The 19,715-nt window shown below is 68.0% G+C and carries 19 protein-coding genes and 1 pseudogene; 14 read left to right on the forward strand and 6 right to left on the reverse strand.

The genetic code is table 11. The annotated features are described in order from the left end of the window. The first annotated feature begins 147 nt into the window (after positions 1-147). Positions 148-525, forward strand: a complete 378-nt coding sequence (locus RM50_RS06415; RefSeq protein WP_043451028.1) for a DUF3311 domain-containing protein — start codon at positions 148-150, stop codon at positions 523-525. After that, positions 522-2,198, forward strand: coding sequence for a monocarboxylate uptake permease MctP (gene mctP, locus RM50_RS06420; protein ID WP_043451030.1), 1,677 nt, complete (start codon positions 522-524; stop codon positions 2,196-2,198). The genes RM50_RS06415 and mctP overlap by 4 nt, the downstream gene beginning before the upstream one ends. Positions 2,199-2,274: 76 nt before the next feature. Here the strand turns inward: mctP and RM50_RS06425 are convergent, their stop codons facing one another. Next, entirely contained in the window at positions 2,275-3,642 is a 1,368-nt protein-coding gene (locus RM50_RS06425; RefSeq protein WP_043451033.1) for a class I SAM-dependent methyltransferase, read from the reverse strand. Between the two features lie 46 nt (positions 3,643-3,688). Here RM50_RS06425 and RM50_RS06430 point away from each other — a divergent pair, with 46 nt between their 5' ends. From RM50_RS06430 to RM50_RS06455, 6 genes are all read left to right on the forward strand, one after another. Beyond that, a complete protein-coding gene (locus tag RM50_RS06430) occupies positions 3,689-4,771 on the forward strand; it encodes an FAD-dependent oxidoreductase (RefSeq protein WP_043451035.1) in 1,083 nt (360 codons plus the stop codon). 50 nt (positions 4,772-4,821) lie between these two features. Then, the gene (locus RM50_RS06435) at positions 4,822-5,994 is read left to right on the forward strand and encodes a class I SAM-dependent methyltransferase (protein WP_043451037.1); all 1,173 of its coding nucleotides are present in this window, start codon (positions 4,822-4,824) and stop codon (positions 5,992-5,994) included. Between the two features lie 203 nt (positions 5,995-6,197). Next, on the forward strand, positions 6,198-7,400 hold the full coding sequence (locus RM50_RS06440) for an ROK family transcriptional regulator (RefSeq protein ID WP_043451038.1): 1,203 nt from the start codon (positions 6,198-6,200) through the stop codon (positions 7,398-7,400). Positions 7,401-7,405: 5 nt separating this feature from the next. After that, on the forward strand, positions 7,406-8,758 hold the full coding sequence (locus RM50_RS06445) for an extracellular solute-binding protein (RefSeq protein WP_052260015.1): 1,353 nt from the start codon (positions 7,406-7,408) through the stop codon (positions 8,756-8,758). Between the two features lies 1 nt (position 8,759). Continuing rightward, a complete protein-coding gene (locus RM50_RS06450) occupies positions 8,760-9,641 on the forward strand; it encodes a carbohydrate ABC transporter permease (RefSeq protein WP_043451040.1) in 882 nt (293 codons plus the stop codon). Further along, positions 9,638-10,513, forward strand: coding sequence for a carbohydrate ABC transporter permease (locus RM50_RS06455; RefSeq protein ID WP_082007002.1), 876 nt, complete (start codon positions 9,638-9,640; stop codon positions 10,511-10,513). Before RM50_RS06450 ends, RM50_RS06455 begins: the two co-directional genes overlap by 4 nt. Here RM50_RS06455 and RM50_RS06460 read toward each other — a convergent pair. Then, positions 10,510-10,737 carry a hypothetical protein gene (locus RM50_RS06460; protein WP_043451041.1) on the reverse strand — a complete coding sequence of 76 codons (228 nt, stop codon included), beginning with the start codon at positions 10,735-10,737 and terminating at the stop codon, positions 10,510-10,512. The genes RM50_RS06455 and RM50_RS06460 overlap by 4 nt on opposite strands. Before the next feature lie 115 nt (positions 10,738-10,852). Between RM50_RS06460 and RM50_RS06465 the strand changes: the two genes are divergently transcribed. From RM50_RS06465 to RM50_RS06490, 6 genes are all read left to right on the forward strand, one after another. Further along, on the forward strand, positions 10,853-11,845 hold the full coding sequence (locus RM50_RS06465) for an AAA family ATPase (RefSeq protein WP_240471899.1): 993 nt from the start codon (positions 10,853-10,855) through the stop codon (positions 11,843-11,845). A gap of 6 nt (positions 11,846-11,851) precedes the next feature. Continuing rightward, positions 11,852-12,772 (forward strand): DUF58 domain-containing protein, encoded by a 921-nt coding sequence (locus RM50_RS06470; protein WP_043451043.1) that lies wholly within the window; start codon positions 11,852-11,854, stop codon positions 12,770-12,772. After that, on the forward strand, positions 12,762-13,232 hold the full coding sequence (locus tag RM50_RS06475) for a hypothetical protein (protein ID WP_043451044.1): 471 nt from the start codon (positions 12,762-12,764) through the stop codon (positions 13,230-13,232). Before RM50_RS06470 ends, RM50_RS06475 begins: the two co-directional genes overlap by 11 nt. Further along, positions 13,223-15,244 (forward strand): VWA domain-containing protein, encoded by a 2,022-nt coding sequence (locus RM50_RS06480; RefSeq protein WP_167562158.1) that lies wholly within the window; start codon positions 13,223-13,225, stop codon positions 15,242-15,244. The genes RM50_RS06475 and RM50_RS06480 overlap by 10 nt, the downstream gene beginning before the upstream one ends. Then, positions 15,241-15,948: a hypothetical protein gene (locus tag RM50_RS06485; RefSeq protein WP_043451046.1), complete on the forward strand. Its 708-nt coding sequence runs from the start codon at positions 15,241-15,243 to the stop codon at positions 15,946-15,948. The genes RM50_RS06480 and RM50_RS06485 overlap by 4 nt, the downstream gene beginning before the upstream one ends. 322 nt (positions 15,949-16,270) lie before the next feature. Continuing rightward, complete coding sequence (locus RM50_RS06490) at positions 16,271-17,272, forward strand: methylenetetrahydrofolate reductase (protein ID WP_043451047.1); 1,002 nt, start codon at positions 16,271-16,273, stop codon at positions 17,270-17,272. Here RM50_RS06490 and RM50_RS21220 read toward each other — a convergent pair. The 4 genes and pseudogenes from RM50_RS21220 to RM50_RS06505 all read right to left on the reverse strand — a co-directional run. After that, positions 17,257-17,307, reverse strand: a pseudogene (locus RM50_RS21220) (hypothetical protein); the annotation flags it as partial. The gene RM50_RS06490 and the pseudogene RM50_RS21220 sit on opposite strands and share 16 nt — an antisense overlap. Before the next feature lie 118 nt (positions 17,308-17,425). Beyond that, positions 17,426-18,145, reverse strand: coding sequence for a hypothetical protein (locus RM50_RS06495; protein ID WP_043451049.1), 720 nt, complete (start codon positions 18,143-18,145; stop codon positions 17,426-17,428). A 33-nt stretch (positions 18,146-18,178) separates the two neighbouring features. Then, positions 18,179-18,685, reverse strand: a complete 507-nt coding sequence (locus RM50_RS06500; protein ID WP_043451050.1) for a DUF2004 domain-containing protein — start codon at positions 18,683-18,685, stop codon at positions 18,179-18,181. Between the two features lie 45 nt (positions 18,686-18,730). Beyond that, the gene (locus RM50_RS06505) at positions 18,731-19,648 is read right to left on the reverse strand and encodes a LysR family transcriptional regulator (RefSeq protein WP_043451149.1); all 918 of its coding nucleotides are present in this window, start codon (positions 19,646-19,648) and stop codon (positions 18,731-18,733) included. Between the last annotated feature and the right edge of the window lie 67 nt (positions 19,649-19,715).

The following is a 19,715-nucleotide window of genomic DNA, read 5'->3' on the forward strand; positions in this document are numbered from 1 at the left end:
GTTGCCACTGGCAACCGATAGTGGACCGAAGCCCTTCCGGCGCAGGTCAAAGCGCGGTACAACTGTGATTGAGGGCACATCGTCCCGCCTCCGGACTGCTTTCATCCAAGGCGGCGGCCGCGGGACAGGCTGACGAGGAGGTCACAGATGTCCCATGCACATGGTTCCGGCCACGGCCCGAACGGTGATGCTTTTCCCGGCGACGCGCGCCTGACGCGCGATACCGCGATCCGCGGCCCGGCCCGGCCCGGGCCCTACATTGGTGCAGGCATCCTGCTGGCTGCCGCCATCATCTTCCCGCTGATGCCCCAGCTCTACTCCTTTGACGCGCCGCGGCTGGGCGGGATGCCGTTCTTCTATTGGTACCAGCTGCTCTGGGTGCCGGTTTCGGCCATCCTCACGGGCTCGGCCTATTGGCTGGTCACGAAGGAAGACCGGCGACGGCGGGCCGAGGCATCTCCCGGCGGCCCACCCAGGGGTGGCGCCGCCTCCGCCGATGCCGGGGTGGGAGGGGACAGGCCATGAACGGGCGCGAGATCAACTGGGTTGCCCTGATCATTGTCGTCCTGCTCTTCGTGGTGGTTGCCGTCATGGGCTTCCTGGCTGCAAAGTGGCGGCGCAGCACAGAAGTGGAGGGGCTGCACAGCCTGGATGAGTGGGGCTTGGGCGGCCGCGGGTTCGGTACCTGGATCACGTGGTTCCTGCTGGGCGGCGACCTTTACACGGCATACACGTTCGTGGCCGTACCCGCAGCGATGTGGGCCACGGGGGCGGTCAGCGGCTTCTTCGCGGTGCCGTACACCATCGTCCTGTACCCGATCATCTTCATCATCATGAGCCGCCTGTGGTCGGTGTCCCACCGCCACGGGTACGTCACCTCGGCCGACTTCGTGGGCGGCCGCTATGGAAGCCGCTGGCTTTCCCTGGCCGTCGCCGTCACGGGCATCGTGGCCACCATGCCCTACATCGCCCTGCAGCTGGTGGGAATCAAGGCCGTGCTCACCGTCCTGGGCCTGGGAAGTTCCGGCAACGTGCTGCTGACGGACCTGCCGCTGATCCTGGCCTTCGTGGTCCTCGCGGCCTACACCTACACCTCGGGGCTGCGCGCGCCGGCAATGATCGCCGTCGTCAAGGATTTGCTGATCTACCTTGCCGTCATCGTTGCCGTCATCTACCTGCCCATCAAGTTTGGCGGCTGGGACACCATCTTCGGTGCCGCCCAGTCAAAGCTGGGTTCGGTGAACCAGGCCACGGGCAAGCCGGCAGGGGTCTTCATCCCCGGCGCAGCGAACTATTCCGCGTACTGGACGCTGGCGCTGGGATCGGCCATGGCGCTGTTCATGTACCCGCACTCGGTGACGGCAGTGCTGGCCTCCAAGGCCCGGAACACCATCCGCCGCAATGCGGCGATCCTTCCGTTGTACTCGCTGATGCTCGGCTTCCTGGCCCTGCTGGGCTTCGTGGCCATCAAGGCGGGCACCAAGCCCATCGACCTGGACGGGTCGGTCAACCCGCAGCTGGTGGTGCCGCAGCTGTTCCTTGACCACTTCCCGTCCTGGTTCGCCGGGATCGCCCTGGCGGCCATTGCCATCGGCGCCCTTGTACCTGCAGCCATCATGTCCATCGCGGCCGCGAACATGTTCACCCGCAACATCTACCGCGACTTCATCCGTCCCGACGTCGACGCCAGGACGGAGGCAAAGGTGTCCAAGATCGTCTCCCTGGTGGTGAAGGTGGGCGCCCTGGTCTTCGTGATCGCGATGGACCAGTCCGCTGCCATCAACATGCAGCTGCTGGGCGGCATCTGGATCCTGCAGACCTTCCCGGCCGTGGTGGCAGGACTGTACACCCGGTGGTTCGACCGCTGGGCCCTGCTGGTCGGCTGGGTGGTGGGCATCATTTTCGGCACTGTCTCGGCCTACAACGTGGTCAACCCGGTGACGAAGGCCCACTTCGGCGGTTCCGTGGCGCCCATCCCCGGGACCGACTTCAGTGTCTACATCGCGGTGTCCGCGTTCGCGCTGAACCTGGTGGTGGCCGCCGTCCTGACGGTGGTGCTGAGGGCACTGAAGGTCAGGGGAGGCGAGGACCTCACCCGGCCCACGGACTACGAGGCAGACGAAACGGATCCCAAGGTGGTGCAGATCGAGAAGATCCAGCACTTCACCCAGCCCGGCGGTCCTTCACCGGTCGCCTGACCCGTGGTTCACCAGGCCGCCCTCCTGCCGGGTTGCGTCCCGGCGGGAGGGCGCTGCCGTTACGGCCAGGGAGCCGTCACAGCCAGGCAGTGCGGCGCAGCGGCGGTTCCTGCCCACCCGGCCGGCGCGCCAGGACCTGGTTGACCCCGGTAAGGCCGTTTTCGAAGCCGATGGCACTGGCAGCCATGTAGAGCCGCCAGACCCGTGCCCGCCCGGGACCGGCCAGCCGGACGGCCTCATCCCAGTTCCGCTCCAACCGGCTGACCCACGCCCGCAGCGTCAGGGCGTAGTGGCGGCGCAGGGCCTGGACATCGAGGATCTCAAACCGGACGGTCTCAAGGGCGGACACCATTTCGCCGAGGCTGATCATTTCACCGTCAGGAAACACATAGCGCGGGATGAACGAATCGGGGTCCGGGTCCGTCGGGCCTGCATTCCAGGAGATGGCATGGTTGAGCAGCCGGCCGCCGGGCCGGAGCAGCCCGAAGAGCGCGGCAGCATAGGCAGGGGTCTGCGCCCGCCCCACGTGCTCCGACATCCCGATCGAGCTGATGGCATCGAACGGGCCATCCTGCACATCCCGGTAGTCCTGGACCCGGATCTCCACCCTGTCCGTGAGGCCGGCGTCCGCAGCACGCTTCCGGGCGAGGGCTGCCTGCTCCCTGGACAGCGTCACGCCCACCACGGTGACGCCGTACCGGCCCGCGGCGTGCAGCGCGAAGCTTCCCCAGCCGCAGCCCACGTCCAGCACGCGCATCCCGGGCTGAAGCCCCAGCTTGCGGCAGACCAGGTCCAGTTTTTCCTCCTGGGCCGCGTCCAGGCCGTCGTCCACCGCCGGATCTCCGCCGTCCTCCACGCTGCGGCCGGGGCCGGCGCCCGCTCCTGCGGCTTCCGGCCACACAGCGCAGGAATAGACCATGGAAGGCCCCAGCACCAGCGCATAGAAGTCATTGCCCACGTCGTAATGGTGAGAGATGGCGGCTGCGTCCCGCCGCTGAGAGTGCATCCTGCCCTTCCCGGCCACCCGGGCCTCCTCGGGCGGGGGAGCGGGGTTGGGTCCGATGGCACCGAGCCGGGCCGCGGTCCGCAGCAGCAGCCACAGCTCACCGGCGGACAGCGGCCGGAACGGACCGGGCTCGGCGAACTTGCCGGCCGAACTCAGGGCCGAGAAGGCTGCGAAGATGTCGCCCGGAGCATCGATCTCGCCTGCCACATAGGCGCGGCTGAGTCCCAGCTGGCCCGGCGACCACAGCATGCGCCGCAGGGCCCTCCTGGATCTGAACTCCATCACCGGCGCGTCCGGAGGCCCCGCTTCCGAGCCATCCCAGGCCCGCAGCCGCAGGGGTATCTGTTCGGTTCCCAGTACCGCAGCCAACGCCTTCTCCAACCGGGCAGCGTGCCCCGTGCCTGCAGTTCCGGTGCGTGCGGTTCCTCCAGTGTCCATGCGCCCACCCTAAGGCCGCCCCATCCTCCGCGGCTATCATGGGCACGTGATTCCTGACCCAACCGACGTGCTGGTCATCGGCGCGGGGCAGGCAGGCCTGTCGGCCGCTTACCACCTTCAGCGCCGGGGACTGAACTATGCCGTGCTCGACGCCGAGGACGGTCCCGGCGGTGCCTGGCGGCACCGCTGGAAGAGCCTGCGCATGGCCACGGTCAACGGAATCAGCGACCTGCCGGGCATTGCCAAGCCGCAGGTGGATCCGGCGGAACCCAGCTCCGAGTTCCTGTCCCGATACTTCGGGACCTATGAGAAGGAACTGGGCCTGGCCGTGCACCGCCCCGTGAAGGTCAAGGCTGTCCGGCGGGAAGACGATAGCCCCACCGGGCTGCTGCGGATTGAAACCTCCGCCGGCGACTGGAGCGCCAGGGCGGTCATCAATGCCACCGGTACCTGGAGCCGTCCCTTCTGGCCGATCTATCCTGGCCAGTCCTCGTTCCGGGGCCGCCAGCTGCACGTGGCCGACTATGTTTCCGCAGAGGAGTTCCGCGGCCAGCACGTGATCGTGGTGGGCGGCGGCATCTCGGCGGTCGGCCTGCTGGACGAAATCTCCCGCGTCACCAGCACCAGCTGGTTCACCCGCCGGGAACCTGTGTGGCGCGATGCCCCATTCGATGCCAAGGCCGGACACGATGCCGTGGCGCTGGTGGAGGAGCGCGTCCGCAAGGGGCTTCCGCCGCAAAGCGTCGTTTCCGCGACAGGACTGATCTGGACCCCTGCCCTGCGGGCGGCCAAAGACCGGGGAGCCTTGGACCGGCAGCCGATGTTCACTGCCATCGAACCCCATGGCGTCCGCCGCGCGGACGGCAGCTTCCTGGCGGCCGACGCCATCCTCTGGGCCACCGGCTTCAGGGCGGAACTGGAACATCTCGCGCCACTTCACCTCCGGGGACCCGGCGGCGGCATTGCCATGGAGGGAACCCGGGTGGCAGCCGAGCCGCGCGTACACCTCGTGGGTTACGGCCCGTCGTCGTCCACCATCGGGGCCAACCGCGCGGGACGCGCAGCGGTTGCCGCGATCCTTACACTGCCGGGCATGCCACACCCGGCGGAACCGGTAACGTGGGGGTGATGCCCCGGGCCCCGGGGCCGGCAGGAGCGAGAGAAGGCGGCAGGACACCGGTGGCAGCAAACACCCTGGCAGACATTTTCCAGGTCCTGCGCAGGCGCCCCGATATCGAGGCCCCCAACCTGCAGGCCTGGGACGCCACGGACCGCCTGCTGCTGGACACCGCCCTGCAGCTCGGCCGTGCCGGGGGCAACACCGTGGTGGTCGGGGACCGCTACGGTGCGTTGACGCTTGGCGCCGCGGCGGTACTGGCACCGGCCCCGCTGCGCGTCCACCAGGACCTGGTCACGGGCGAAAGGGCACTGCGGCTCAACGCCGAAGCACTCCGGATTCACCGTGAAGCGGCGGCGGAGGACGGCTCCGGCGCCCCTGCTGAATTTACCCAGCTGCCGCTGGGACCGGAACTGCTGGCGGAGGCAGACACCGTCCTGCTCCAGCTCCCCAAAACACTCGCCGAGCTCGAGGAGATTGCCGACGCCGTGGTCCGGTACGCCGCCCCCGGCGTCCGGTTGCTGGCCGGCGGCCGGGTGAAGCATATGTCCCTGGGCATGAACGCAGTCCTTGAACGATTCTTTGTCTCCGTGCAGCCGCAGCTCGCGCGGCAGAAGTCGCGGGTGCTCCTGGCCAGCGGCCCGAAGGTTCCTGCCTCTTCCCCGCGCTTCCCGGCCATCGAGCACCTGGACGGGCTGGACCTGGACGTGGCCGCCCACGGCGCCGTCTTCGCCGGCCCTAAACTGGACATCGGCACGCGCTACCTGCTCACGTTCCTGCCCGCGATGAAGCCGGCCCGCCACGCCGTCGACCTGGGCTGCGGCACCGGAATCCTCGCGGCGATGTACGCCCGCCACTTCCCGGGCTCGGCCGTAACAGCCACCGACCAGTCCGCGGCCGCCGTGCAGTCGGCGCTTGCCACTGCACGCGCCAACGGGTTGGCGGACCGGATCTCTGTCCTGCAGGACGACGCCCTCAGCACCTTCGCCGACGGCACCGTGGACGCCGTGCTGCTTAACCCGCCCTTCCACATCGGGACCGGGGTCCACGCCGGCGCCGGCCTGAAGATGATCGAGGCTGCCGGGCGTGTCCTTGCTCCCGGCGGGGAACTGTGGACCGTCTTCAACCGCCACCTCGACTACCTGCCCGCCCTGGAGCGGCACGTTGGCCCCACCGTGGTGGAAGGCCGGAACCCCAAGTTCACCGTCACGCGCAGCACTCGCAGGCCCCGCTGACCCCGCCTTCCGCCGCCAGGTCCCGCCCAACAGGCCATCCCAATGGCGTTCCGGCGGCTGCGCCGCGCCGCTGTGCGCACATATGGGCGCGGACGCACCCTTAACGTACGATTCAAGCATCAGCAGGTAGCCGAAGACGTTTAGGGGACACAGTGTCTGAGATCCGCCAATCCTCGCCGAGACGCGGAACCAACTTGCCCAGGATGGGGGACTTCAACCTCACGGTCATCCTTGACGCAATCCGCAGGACAGCCGGTGGGCTGAGCCGGGTGGAGCTCGCCCAGATCGTTGGCCTGTCCCCGCAGACGATCTCGAATATCTCCCGCCGCCTGCTGGACCAAAACCTGATCGTGGAAGCCGGCAAGGAAGGCACCGGCCCCGGCAAGCCCCGCACCATCCTCCGCCTTAATCCCGCCGGCATGTACGCCCTGGGCGTGCACCTGGACCCGGCCGTGACCACCTTCGTGGTGCTCGACCTGGTGGGCGCGGTGGTCCGGCATTCGCGGATCAAGACCCCCGGCGGCAACGATCCGTCCGCCGTCATCACCACCATCGCCGCCGAAATCGCCCAGCTGGTGGCCGACTCGGGCGTGGACCGCAACCGGATCGCCGGGCTGGGTGTTGCTGCCCCTGGTCCCATCGACCTGGACAACGGCACGGTGGTGGATCCGCCGCTGCTGCCGGGCTGGGACAGGGTGGAACTGCGCGAGGCGCTTGCCGGGGCCACCGGCTACTCGGTACTCGTTGACAAGGACGTCACCAGCGCCGCCGTGGCGGAAACCTGGGCAGGCGGTCCCAGCGGTGCCGGCAGCTTCGTGTTCATGTATATGGGGACCGGCATCGGCTGCGGCATTGTCCTGAACGACGAGGTGGTCCGCGGCACCTCCGGCAACGCCGGCGAAATCGGCCACATCATCGTGGATCCGGACGGGCCCCCCTGCGACTGCGGCCTGCGCGGCTGCGTGAAATCCTCCTGCATCCCGCAGGTGCTCGTGGCGGAGGCGGAAGCCGCCGGCATCCTGGACGGTTCCGGGGCGGGCAACAGCGCCGCTGAAGTCCAACAAAGCTTTTCCCGGCTCTGCGCGCTCGCAGACGGCGGTGACGAACGTGCCGCCGCCATCCTTGACCGCTCAGCCGTCCTGGTGGCCCGTGCGGTCTCGGTGGTTACCAACACTTTGGACGTCGAACGCGTGGTCTTTGGCGGTCCGTTCTGGAGCGGCCTGGCGGAGCGCTACCTGCAACGGATCCCGCCGCTGTTGGACGCCAACAGCGACGTCCGGCTGATCCATCCGATCGAGGTGGTGGGCACGGGGGTCGGGGACGACGTCGGGGCCATCGGCGCTGCCTCGCTGGTCCTCGAACACACCCTCGCGCCCCGCGCCCAGCGTCTGCTGCTGGAAAGCTGACCGTGATGCTTCGCCGGGTATCGAAGGCAGTATCCCTGATGGCGGCGGCGGTCCTGGCCCTCGCGGCCTGCACCCCCGCCGATCCCGCCGGTGGCACCAGGACCATCAAGGTGGCGTACCAGAAAACCGACTCCTTCACTGCCCTGGACACCATGTTCCAGGACGCGAAAAAGGAGTTTGAGGCCGCCAACCAGGGCGTGACCGTTGAGCTGCAGCCCATCCAGGCCAATGACGACGACTACGGCACCAAACTTGCCCTCGCGCTGCGTTCGCCGTCCACCGCTCCCGATGTCTTCTACGAGGACACCTTCAAGGTCCGCTCCGACGTCGATGCCGGCTACCTCCTGAACCTTGACAGCCGCCTGGCCGGCTGGGGCGAGTGGGCCAAGTTCGACGCCCGCGCCAAGGAGGCAGGCAAGGCTGACGACGGCGGCACGTACGCGGTGCCGCTTGGCACCGACACGAGGGCCATCTGGTACAACAAGAAAGTCTTCCAGGCCGCCGGTATCACCCTGCCGTGGCGACCGGCCAGCTGGCAGGACATCCTGGATACCGCCCGTAAGATCAAGGCCTCAAATCCGGACGTGATCCCGTTCAACCTCTACGCCGGCAAGGGCACCGGCGAGGGGACCGTCATGCAGGGGTTCTACGAACTCCTGTACGGCACTGGGGCGGGCCTCTACGACAAGGAATCCAGGAAGTGGGTGGTCGGTTCTGCCGGTTTCAAGGACTCCCTGACCTTCCTTCAGACCCTGTACCGGGAAAACCTGGCGGTGGCACCGGCCCAGGCCCTGGACCCGAACATCTGGAAGAAGGTGTTTGGCGAATGGTTCCCCAAAGCCCAGCTCGGGGCAACCGTTGAAGGTTCCTACGCGCCGTCGTTCTGGCAAAAGGGCGGCAGCTACGAATGGCCGGCGTACGGGGACGAAATGGGTGTGGCTCCGTTCCCCACCCAAAACGGTGCGGCACCCGGGGCCGTCAGCATGTCCGGCGGATGGACCCTCGCCGTCGGCGCGGAAACCAAGCAGCCCGATCTCGCCTTCAATTTCCTCACCACCGCGCTCAATGCGAAAAACTCGCTGGCGTTCACCGTTGCCAGCTCGCAGATCGCCGTGCGCACCGACGTCGCCGCCGACCCTGGCTACCAGGCGGCCAACCCGTTCGTGAAGGACGTCTCCGGACTGGTCGCCGTCACCAACTACCGGCCCGCCACTTCGGACTACCCCCGGATCTCAGCCGCCGTGCAGGAAGCCACCGAGGCCGTGATCACCGGCAGCAGGACCCCGGAGCAGGCAGCGGCCGATTATGACACCGCCGTGGCGGGCATCGTGGGCGGCGACAAGACCATCCGGAAGTAGCATGCCGGCCACCCCGCGCCACCGGCACGTGCTTCGGTACCTGCCGGTGCTGCCCGCCGTCGTGCTGCTGCTCGTCTTCCTCGCCGGTCCGGTGCTGTGGGCGTTCCAGGCTTCGCTCACCAATGCCGCGCTCACCGGCCGGCACGCCAGGAATCCTGAGTGGGTGGGCCTGGAGAACTACCAGCGGCTGGCCCAGGACCCCGTTTTTCCGCTCTCCCTGGGGCTGACCGTCCTGTTCGTGGCGGGATCGGCCGTTCTGGGCCAGAACGTGCTGGGACTGGCTCTTGCGGTCCTCATGCGCCGCGCACGTCCGGTTGTAGCGGCCACCGTGGGAACCGCCGTCGTGGCCGCCTGGGTCCTCCCGGAAATCGTGGCCGCCTTCGCTGCCTATGCCTTCTTCAGCCGGGACGGCACGCTCAACCAACTGCTGGGCCGGTTCGGGGCGCCGGACGTTGACTGGCTTTATGCCGTGCCCATGGCCGCCGTCGTCCTGGCGAACGTCTGGCGGGGAACCGCCTTCTCCATGCTCGTCTACCGGGCAGCCCTCAACGGCGTGCCGGCCGAACTACTCGAAGCCGCCCACATGGACGGTGCCGGCGTCTGGCAGCGGTTCGCCTTCATCACGCTTCCCGTGATCCGGGGCAGCATCGCCACCAACCTGATGCTGGTCACGCTGCAGACCCTGGCGGTCTTCACGCTGATCTGGGTCCTGACGGCCGGCGGACCGGCCAACGCCAGCACCACGCTGCCGGTCCTGGCCTACCAGGAAGCCTTCAAGTTCGGCGACATCGGCTACGGCACCGCCGTGGCCACGGTCCTGATCCTCATCGGAGCCGTGTTCGGGGCAGCCTACCTCCGGCTCCTGAGGGAGCAGAAGCCGTGACCGCGGCCGTACGGGAGCGGCGGCCCCTGCACCCGGCCGCACGCCGGGGGACCGCCCGCGAACGCGGCAGCGCCTGGGCGGACCTGGTCCTGCTGCTGATCGGTGGTTGCTTCCTGCTGCCGCTGCTGTGGCTGGTGTTCGGTTCCCTGGATCCCGCCGCCGGCCACGCCACGCGGATCCCGGAGCGGCCGGCCCTGGATAATTTCGCCGCGGTGTTCACCCCTGCGCTGCTGTTCCGGCCACTCTGGAACAGCCTGCTGCTGTCAGCCGGGACGGGCGTGGTGACACTGGCCGCGGCCGTGCTTGCCGCCTATCCGCTGTCCCGCTACCGGTCCCGCTTTAACACCCCGTTCATGTACGGCATCCTCTTCGGCACCTGCCTGCCCGTCACCGCCATCATGGTCCCGGTCTACGGCCTGTTCGTGCAGTTCCGGCTGCTCGACTCGCCGGCCGCCACCGTTCTGTTCCTGGCCGCCACGAGCCTGCCCATGGCCATCTGGATGACCAGGAATTTCATGGACTCCGTACCGCTGGAGGTGGAGGAAGCGGCCTGGGTGGACGGTGCCTCCCGGCTGGGAGCGCTGCGGTCCATCGTGCTGCCGCTCATGCGGCCGGGCCTGGGCGTCGTGTTCATCTTTGTGTTCATCCAGGCGTGGGGGAACTTCTTCGTCCCGTTCGTGCTCCTGCTGTCCGAGGACCGGCAGCCGGCTGCCGTCTCCATCTTCAGTTTCTTCGGCCAGCACGGGGCAGTCGCATACGGCCAGCTGGCCGCGTTTTCAATCCTCTATTCCATCCCGGTCCTGGCGCTTTACGTGCTCGTCGCGCGCGGGTCCGGCAATGCGATGGCCCTCGCGGGGGCTGTCAGGGGTTAATCGATATCCTCGAGCACAACGCCGAACGGCAGGGTGTCGTCCAGGTGCGCCTGGTGGCCGGTGGGGTTGTTGACCACACGGACACCGTGCAGCTTCTCCGCTGCCGACTGCATCAGGACCGGCCTGACCGTATCGACAAAGTGCTCGTTCTTGTCGGCGAGATATTCCTTGTAACTGGCTGGAAGCTCAATCATGGCAAAAGAATAGACCTGCCGGCCCCGCATGGGGAGGGGTGCCCATTGCCGGGTTTCAGGTGGTCCGCTTGGATAGGATGGCGGGCGGGACAGGGCCGGCCCAGTCCCAACACCGTCACCAGGGGGAACAGTGCTTTCGACCAGCATGCCAGCAACCATCCAGCCGGCGGAGCTGGCCAGGGCACAGCAGGTGGCCGCCAACATCTCGCGCACCTTCGATGCGAAGGTGGTGGGCCAGGCACGGCTGCGTGAGTCCCTTCTGGTGGGCCTGTTGACCGGCGGCCATATCCTGCTCGAGAGCGTCCCGGGGCTGGCGAAGACCACGGCCGCCCAAACCCTGGCCGACGCCGTCAGCGCGGGGTTCCGGCGCATCCAGTGCACCCCCGACCTGCTGCCCAGCGACATCGTGGGAACCCAGATCTACGATGCAGCAAAAGGGACCTTCCGGACCCAGCTGGGCCCGGTCCACGCCAACATCGTGCTGCTCGACGAGATCAACCGCTCCAGCGCCAAGACCCAGAGCGCCATGCTGGAGGCCATGCAGGAACGCCAGACCTCCATCGGCGGACAGGACTACCCCCTGCCCTCGCCGTTCCTGGTCCTGGCCACCCAGAATCCCATCGAGCAGGAAGGCACCTACCAGTTGCCCGAGGCCCAGATGGACCGCTTCATGCTCAAAGATGTGCTGGACTACCCCACACCTGCTGAAGAAGCCGAGGTCATCCGCAGGATGGACGCCGGCGTTTTCACGCCTGCGCAAAAGCCGCCGGCCGCCGCGTCCCTGGACGCCGTCACGGAGATCCAGCAGCTGACCCGGCGCATCTACATCGACCCGGCGGTCATCAACTACATCGTGGGGCTGGTGTACGTCACGCGGAACGCCTCCCAGTACATCGACGCCAGGCTCGCCGGGTTCATCGAGTTCGGCGCCAGCCCCCGTGCCAGTATCGCCTTCAGCCAGGCATCCCGTGCGGTGGCCCTGCTGAACGGCCGGGACCACGTCATTCCCGAGGACGTCAGGTCCCTGGCACACCGGGTACTGCGGCACCGGCTGATCCTGAATTTCGACGCCGTGGCGGAGCAGGTCCCGGTGGAGTCCGTGATTGACGCCGTCGTCGCCGCCGTCCAGACCCCCTGAACCTCCATGGCGAGCCTCCTCCACCGGGTCAAGTCGAAAATGGCCATCTTCGCGCACCGCAAAGCACGCGGGATGCTCGACGGCGAATACGGTTCCGTCTTCAGGGGACGCAGCCTGGACTTTGACGACCTGCGCGCCTACGTGCCGGGTGATGAAGTCCGCGACATCGACTGGAAGGCGTCGGCGCGCCACGGCTCACCACTGATCAGGCGGTATGTGGCCGTCCGGCGGCAGACCGTCCTGCTCATCACGGACACGGGGCGCAACATGGCGGCGGAGGCACGGTCCGGTGAAGTGAAAAAGGACATTGCCGTGCTGGCACTGGGGGTCCTGGGCTACCTGGCCCATCGCCACGGCGACCTGGTGGGGCTGGTGTGCGGGGACTCCTCGGCCACCCGCCAGTTGCCGGCCAAGGGCGGCGAGGCCCACCTGGAACGGCTGCTGCGGCACGTGGACTCGCAGACGACGCTTGACGGCGCTGCCAGCAGGATCGAGGACCAGCTCGACTACGTGGCACGCAACATCACGGGCCGCCACCTGCTCTTCGTCGTGGCGGACGAACTGGCGGGGGACCCGGCCACCGCAAAGCTGCTGCGCAGGCTCCGCGCCCAGCACGAAGTCCTCTGGCTGACGGTGCGGGATGCCGACCTGTCACCCTCCCGGGGCGCCGGGAACGGCTGGAACCCGGTCCGGAATCCGAACACCGGCGCGGAGTCCTACAGTGTGGCCGATTCCTCCCGGCTGGCTTCACAGCCGGCCCTGTCCGCCGAGGTAGCTGACGCCTATGCAAAGGCCACCGCCGAGCGGGACGCCGGACGCAGGGCCATGCTCCGCGCTGCCGGGATCACGGACGGGGAAGTGGAAGGCAGCGGGGACGTCCTTACCGCCCTTTTCGCGCTCCTGGAGAGGCACCGCCGTGCAGGATAATTCCGGGTTCTACGGTCCCCTCCACTACAGTCCGCTCTGGCTGTGGTGCGGCCTGGCCCTGCTGGCCTTGGTGGCTGCCTGGTACGTGGCCGTGTTTGCCGGCACCCGCACCGCCCCGCCGCCAGGCCAAGGCAGCGCGCGCTCCACCCTGACCGACCTGCCGGCGCTTAAGGCGGCCTACCTGCAGCGCATCCAGGACGTGGACCGGGCGGCCGCGGGCGGCGCCCTCGATGCACGGACCGCGCACCAGCAGATCAGCCTCCTGCTCCGCGGGTTCGTCCGGGACGCCACCGGAGTGGATGCCACCAGGATGACCCACCAGGACCTGGCCCGGCACCCGCTGCCAGCCGCGGCCGAGGTCGTCGAAGCACTGTACCCCGCAGAGTTCGGCCCGGGGCCACCTCCCTCCGTGGCCGCGTCCGCCGCCACAGCCGCAGCGGCGGTGCGCGCATGGCACTGATGTTCTGGTGGCTGCTGCCGGTGGCGGCGCTTGCGGCAGGAGCGGCGGTGTGGGCCGCCCTCCGGCGCAACAGAGGCTCCAATGCGCGACGACGGCCCGTGGCCCACGCCGACAGGCTCACCGCGCTGCCGGAATACCAGGCGGCCCTGCGCCGATACCGGCGCCGGCTGGCCATGGCGGGAACAGCGTGCGCGGTACTGCTTGTTGCGGCGGCAACAGCCGCAGCACGTCCCATCGACGTCACCACCATCAGCCCCGGGCAGCACAACCGCGACGTCATGCTCTGCCTGGACGCATCAGGATCCATGAGCAGCGCCGATGCCGCGGTGGTGGACGTGTTCGCGAAGCTGGCCGAAAAGTTCGACGGCGAGCGGATCGGCCTCACCATCTTCGACAGCAGCGCCATCCAGGTCTTTCCGTTGACCGACGACTATGCCTATGCCCGGGAGCAGCTCAGCGCCGCCAAAGACGCCTTCGACGGAAAACCCGGAAGCTCCGGCTTCCTGGACGGCACGTGGAACGGCCGGGGCTCGTCGCTGATCGGGGACGGCCTGGCGTCCTGCCTCAACAGTTTCCCTCCCGGCACAGCTCCGCCGCGGGAGCCGCCGCGGGAAGGGCCGCAGCGCTCGCGGTCCGTGGTGCTGGCCACGGACAACTTCCTCTCCGGTGAACCGATCATGACCCTGGACCAGGCAGCCCAGCTGGCCAGGGACCGGTCCGTTCACGTCTACGCCCTGAACCCGGCGGACCTGGACTACGGCGCGGGCGGCGACCAGCCGGGGGCCCGGCTGCGTGCCGCCGCGCAATCAACCGGCGGCGCCTACTATGCTCTGGACAATCCCGGGGCAGTGGCCGGCATTGTGGGCGCCGTGGAGCAGACCGAAACGGCAGCGATCCAGGGTGCGCCGCGCGCCGTCTTCTCGGAGATCCCGGGCCTGCCCCTCGCGGTTGCGCTGCTGGCCGCGCTGGTGCTGTGCCTGGTCCTTTGGCGGCTGCAGGGCTTCCGGGCACACCGGCGGTCGTGGCTGCGGCGTGGAGCTGTGCTCCTGCTGCTCCTGGCGGCGCTGTTGCGGCCCGGCCTGCCCGGCGGAACCGTGCCGGCCGCAACCGCCGACCTGAACGTGTTCTTCGTGGTGGACACCACCACCAGCATGGTGGCCGAGGACTACGGCAACAGCAGGCCGCGCCTGGAGGGTGCCAGGAAGGACATCATGGCCATCGCGGAACAACTGCCCGGTGCCCGCTTCTCCGTGATCACCTTCGACACCACAGCGCACGTGCGGATGCCGCTCAGCACCGACACCCTGGCCCTGCAAACCATCACCGACGTCCTGGAACCCCAGGTGACGGCCTACGCCAGGGGCAGCAGCATCACGGCAGCCAGGCACGCGCTCGCTGAGCGGTTGGCCGCGGCCCGGGACAGCCACCCCTCCCGGCCGCAGCTGGTGTACTACCTGGGTGACGGCGAACAGACCAGCGGCAAGGAACCGGAAGCCATGACGCTCGACGGCGGGCTGGTGGCAGGGGGAGCGGTGCTGGGTTACGGAACGGCCGCGGGGGGCCGGATGAAGAAAAACACCGGATTGACGAACGACACCCGTTTGATGGACGACACCCATTCGACGGAAGACACAGGGGGTGGGTCCGACGACGGGACCGCCGATGGAGGTCCCGCAGGCGGGCGCAGCGGAGGGTACGTCCAGGACAACCGTGCCGGCAGCACCGGCGACGCGGTGTCCGTCATCGACGAGGAACGGCTGCGCCGCATTGCGGACCAGCTTGGCGTGCCGTATGTGCACCGGGACGCAGTCGGTTCCGTGGCGGACCTGCTGCAGATGGCCCATCCCGGTGCGGTGGACCGGACTGACGGGCCCGAATCCGTGGCTGCCGCCGCGGAACTCTACTGGCTCCTTGCCGCCGGCGCCTTCCTGGCCGCCCTGCCGGAGGCCGCAGGCATCCTTCGGCAGCTGCACGGCCTCCGGCCAACCCGCCGACAGGAGGCGGCGCGGTGACCGCCATCGACCGGAGGCGCCGTCTGCTGGCATGGTCGGCACTGCCTGTGCTCCTGGCGTTGTGCGTCGCCGCCAAACTCCTCAGCCTGGCCATCCTCGGCGGCCAGGCGGCGTCAGGTTTCGCCGCCGGTGACGCCCGTGCCGTGGATGCAGCTGCGGGCGGACTTGGCATCGCCAACATCGTCGAACCGCACAAAGGCCCGTTCGCTTCCGGTGACGCCGCAGTGCTGGAAGGGGACTACAGCACTGCCCGGATCCGGTTTGAAAAGGCATTGGGCTTGGCCCCGGATGGCTCGCCCGACTCCTGCCTCATCCGCGTGAACCTGGTGCTGGCGATTGAACGCCTCGGTGACCGGCAGCTGCAGGCCGGGGACCCGGCGTCGGCCGTCCCTCTTTACACGGAAGCTCTGGCGGCAGCGGGCCAGGCGCCTGACGCCTGCGGCTCCGTGGCACCGGAAGCCAGCGGCCTGCTGGCGGATGCCAGGGACCGGCTGGAAGGCAAGCTCGGGGCGGCCGGACAACCTGCGGACCAGCCTACGCGGCCGGCGGAGTCCGCCCCGGACGGGACCGAAGATGCACAGCAAAACCGGCTGCAGCAACTGCAGGACAGCGCGCGCGGGGCGGAGCGGGAAAGGAACGGCAGCCGGGAACGCGGGGAATACCTGGACGGCGGCGGGGGAGCGGCGCCGGACCGCCCTTGGTAGGCGTGGGCGAAGAAAATTCTGCCGGTCCGGAAAAGATCCAGTAAAACTGTGTCTTAATTCGGTTCCAACTTGTCCCGGCCCCGCAACGCCCCATAGAGTCGTACACAAGTTACCGCGGTAACGTGTCAGCGATCCTCCGTCACGGAGGGTGTGGGTGCCCCCATGTGGGCCTGACATTTGCTCACGGACTACTTCATTCAAGGCGCAACAGTCACGGCTGCGTCCCTGGTGGAGCCCCTCCGTGTTCCCCAAACTCAAATCATTGCCGGCTTCCCTGATTTTCCGTCCGGGAGACGCCAATGGCCCAAAGCCAAGGACGCAAATGTCACCACCAAGCCTTAGCGACGCACATCCCAACCTCTCCGACACCGCCCCGGTGGCGCTGTCCTACGAGCTGTTTCCGCCGCGTTCTCCCGCGGCGGCCGAAACCCTGTGGACCACCATCCGGGAGCTCGAGACCACCGGGCCGGACTATGTCTCCGTGACGTACGGTGCCAGCGGATCCAACCGGAACACCGCCGTCGACCTCATCAACCGGCTCCTGCGGGAAACCACCCTGCGGCCGCTGGCCCACCTGACCTGCGTGGGCAACACTCCCCAGGAACTCGCCGCCATTGTGGGAGAACTGCTGGACACCGGGGTTCGGGGCATCCTGGCCCTTCGGGGCGATCTTCCCAAGGACGCCAGCGCCCCGGCCGCCGGATCACTCCGGTACGCCCAGGACCTGATCGAACTCATCCGCCGTGTCGAGCAGCGCCGTTCAGCCTTGCTCTGTGCCGGAAAGATCGCCGTGGGCGTTGCCGCCTACCCCACCAGGCACCCGGAGTCACCCAGCGAAGAGCACGACGTTGAGGTCCTGCTGGCCAAGCAGCGCTCCGGCGCGGACTTCGCCATCACCCAGGTGTTCTTCAAGACCGAGCAGTACGCGGACCTCCTGGCCCGCGCCCGGCGTGCCGGCGTAACCATTCCGATCATCCCCGGCGTCATGCCGCTGACCAGCCTCCGGCGCCTGCGCCGGCTGGGCGAACTGACCGGTGTGGAGCCGGCGGCGGAACTTATGGAACGCCTGGCCGCCGCCGACACGGACCTCGAGCGGCTGCACATCGGCGTCGACGCCACCGTCGACCTCGCCAACGCCGCCCTTGACGCCGGCGCCCCCGGCATCCACATCTACACGTTCAACGAACACCAAAGCGCCCTGGACGTCCTGGACAAGCTCGCCCTTCCGCGGCACAGCCGCAACGGCAGCCGGTCGACCACCAGGGCGGGATCGCCGAGCTGGACCCAGCCGGCACCGGCTTCGGCGAGCTTCTCAAGCAGCTGAACGTAGACGGGCAGGACGTCCTCGAGGCGGGACAGCGGCGCAAAGCCTGCCGGGGCGTCGTCGGATGCGGGGGCGAAGTAGAACCGATTGCCGGCATGCTCAACCCTGGGTGGTTGAGCCTGTCCAAACCTTAAGAAGCGGGTGAACGGCCGGTCACATTACGTGGCCGGCCGTTGCCGGCTGCCGCTTCATCCGCCATGCGGCGGCTGCCAGCCACACGGCAGAGACCACCACTGCCACGATCGCCACCAGCGTCGGCACGGAGTTCGCCGCCGAAAATCCCGATTCCCCGATGATCCATCCCTGCACCAGGTAGGCGAGGCCGGATACCGCCAGCAGGTAGCCGGCAATCCGGGAGACCCGGTGTGTTGCGGCTACGGCGATTCCCAGCATGACCATCGCGGCACCCAGCAGGATGCTTTGGTAGCTGCGCATGCCCCACTCCAGCCAGCGGATGCCCTCAGCCGTGGCAAAACGGGAGGCCTTGTCCGGCTCCGGAGCGGCAGCCCAGGCGTCGACAGCCTGTTTCAAGGCCACCCCGTCCACCGCCTGCAGGGCGCCGTAGAGCGCAACCGCCGCAGCGGCGGAAAGCGCCCCGAAGCGTGCGGTCCACGCCAATCCATGCCGCTGCACCCCGCAGGCGCTGGCCATGGACACCAGCCCCGCCCCCACCAAGGCCATGCCTACGAACTGGCCCAGGTGCACGCCGGTCCAGATCCCGCTGTTGGCATAGGCGGTGAAGGAAGCAACATGGTCGTTCGCGTCATGGGACTCCGCGTGCAGCACGCCCGCCAGGATCGAGACCACTACGCCGGCGAGAAGCAGCGACGACGCCAGCCGCCAGGTCTTCCGCCCGCCATCAACCGTCTCCATGGGTTGCCCGCCGTCGTGCTTGAAGCAGTCCCTTCAGGACTCCCAGACAATCTCGTCGTCCACCACGCCGTCCTGGTCGGCGGATGCCACCAGGACCTCGTCGGTGAAATGCTCGCCCAGGGTGAAATCCAGGACGAAGTAGCGTTCCGGCTGGCCCGGGTAGATCCCCACGTGGCCCAGCTTGAGGGCTTTCAGGAAGACGTCATTGGTGAGCTGGCTGCGGTCCTGGACGCCGAAAACCTTGTGCAGGTGTTCTTCCTTGAGGGCATTGCAGTGGAAATGAAGGTACTCCTGGGGACTGGTGCCCTCCTGCTCCAGCTCTTCGGCAATCATTTCCCGGACTTCGTCAACGAGTTCGGGGAGGAAGCGGAGCCGGTACTCGACCTTGCGGAGCGCGGCCTCATCGAAGTGGTCGTGGGCTGTGATGTTCAGGTCGAGTTCCAGCGGGTGGCCGCGCAGCTCGTGCTTCGCGGCGAAGAGATGGTCCACGCCGTGGTTGAGCTCGATCTCCCCAAAGTGCTGGCTCGCTACCTTGTTCATAGTCTCAACATAGACCCGAAGGGCAGACCATTCCAGCGTTCGGCGCTAATTCACCGCGGTGCGCATCCCTGCGAGGGTTTCGGCCAGAAGGTCGACGAAAAGCTGCACGCGCGCCGTCTTGCGGTCATTTATGAGCAGGGCAAACACGTTCCGGGCCAGCCGGATTTCCGGTACGTCCAGCACCACCACCCCCGCCGGCTTGTTCCGCAGCGCGAGCTCCGGCACCAGGGCGGCGCCCAGTCCCGCGGCGGCCATTTCCAGGCTGGCGTGGAAATCGTCGCTGTGCGCCACCACCCGCGGATGCAGGTTGCAGCCAGCGAACAGCCGCTCGATCACCATGGCGTCACTGGTGCCGGGGTGGTGCATGATCCACGGCATTTCGGACAGATGGTCGGCCGCCACCTTGGCGTCGGCCCGGAAGCCCCAGCCGGCCGGCAGCACCACACGGAAATCGTCATCGCCGATCCATTGCCGGTTGATGGTGTTCGGCCAGGCAAAGCCGGTCTGGCCCACCTGGAACACCACGGCCAGGTCCAGGTCGCCGCCGGTCCGCAGCCCCTGGATGGTCTGCCCAGGCTCCGCCACGGACACCCGCAGGTCGATGCCGAGCTTCTTCCACGCCGGATTCTTTAGGATCCGGGGGAGCACATAGGTGGCAAGGCTGGGGAAGATCCCCAGCCGCAGCTCCTGGCTTTCCGTATCCTGCGTCCTTGAGGCGGCAGCCATCAGGGCCTCGATGTCCGTGAGCACCTTCGCCGCGTGCCTGGTCATGACGACGGCGGCCTCCGTGGGAACCACGGCCCGCGCCGACCGCTTGAAGAGGGTTACGCCTGTTTCCCGTTCCAGCGCGGACATCTGCTGCGAGACGGCGGAGGCCGTGTAGCCGAGGGTCGCGGCCGCCGCGGCGAACGAACCCAGCCGGGTGACCTCCAGGAGGGTCTTCAGGTGCACGGGATTTACCACCAGCCCACAGTACTGCACCCATCCGTTGCCGGTGCCGCACCGAATAGTCCTCTGTATACCCGGCAAC

The sequence above is a fragment of the Pseudarthrobacter phenanthrenivorans genome (genome assembly GCF_000813845.1).
GTDB classification, from domain to species: Bacteria; Actinomycetota; Actinomycetes; order Actinomycetales; family Micrococcaceae; genus Arthrobacter; species Arthrobacter phenanthrenivorans_B.

Bases quoted from the DNA above. Each gene is read 5' to 3' on its own strand.
- RM50_RS06415 (WP_043451028.1), top strand. From the start codon at position 148: ATGTCCCATGCACATGGTTCCGGCCACGGCCCGAACGGTGATGCTTTT.
- mctP (WP_043451030.1), top strand. From the start codon at position 522: ATGAACGGGCGCGAGATCAACTGGGTTGCCCTGATCATTGTCGTCCTG.
- RM50_RS06425 (WP_043451033.1), bottom strand. From the start codon at position 3,642: ATGGACACTGGAGGAACCGCACGCACCGGAACTGCAGGCACGGGGCAC.
- RM50_RS06440 (WP_043451038.1), top strand. From the start codon at position 6,198: ATGGGGGACTTCAACCTCACGGTCATCCTTGACGCAATCCGCAGGACA.
- RM50_RS06445 (WP_052260015.1), top strand. From the start codon at position 7,406: ATGCTTCGCCGGGTATCGAAGGCAGTATCCCTGATGGCGGCGGCGGTC.
- RM50_RS06450 (WP_043451040.1), top strand. From the start codon at position 8,760: ATGCCGGCCACCCCGCGCCACCGGCACGTGCTTCGGTACCTGCCGGTG.
- RM50_RS06460 (WP_043451041.1), bottom strand. From the start codon at position 10,737: ATGCGGGGCCGGCAGGTCTATTCTTTTGCCATGATTGAGCTTCCAGCC.
- RM50_RS06465 (WP_240471899.1), top strand. From the start codon at position 10,853: ATGCCAGCAACCATCCAGCCGGCGGAGCTGGCCAGGGCACAGCAGGTG.
- RM50_RS06470 (WP_043451043.1), top strand. From the start codon at position 11,852: ATGGCGAGCCTCCTCCACCGGGTCAAGTCGAAAATGGCCATCTTCGCG.
- RM50_RS06480 (WP_167562158.1), top strand. From the start codon at position 13,223: ATGGCACTGATGTTCTGGTGGCTGCTGCCGGTGGCGGCGCTTGCGGCA.
- RM50_RS06490 (WP_043451047.1), top strand. From the start codon at position 16,271: ATGTCACCACCAAGCCTTAGCGACGCACATCCCAACCTCTCCGACACC.
- RM50_RS06495 (WP_043451049.1), bottom strand. From the start codon at position 18,145: ATGGAGACGGTTGATGGCGGGCGGAAGACCTGGCGGCTGGCGTCGTCG.
- RM50_RS06500 (WP_043451050.1), bottom strand. From the start codon at position 18,685: ATGAACAAGGTAGCGAGCCAGCACTTTGGGGAGATCGAGCTCAACCAC.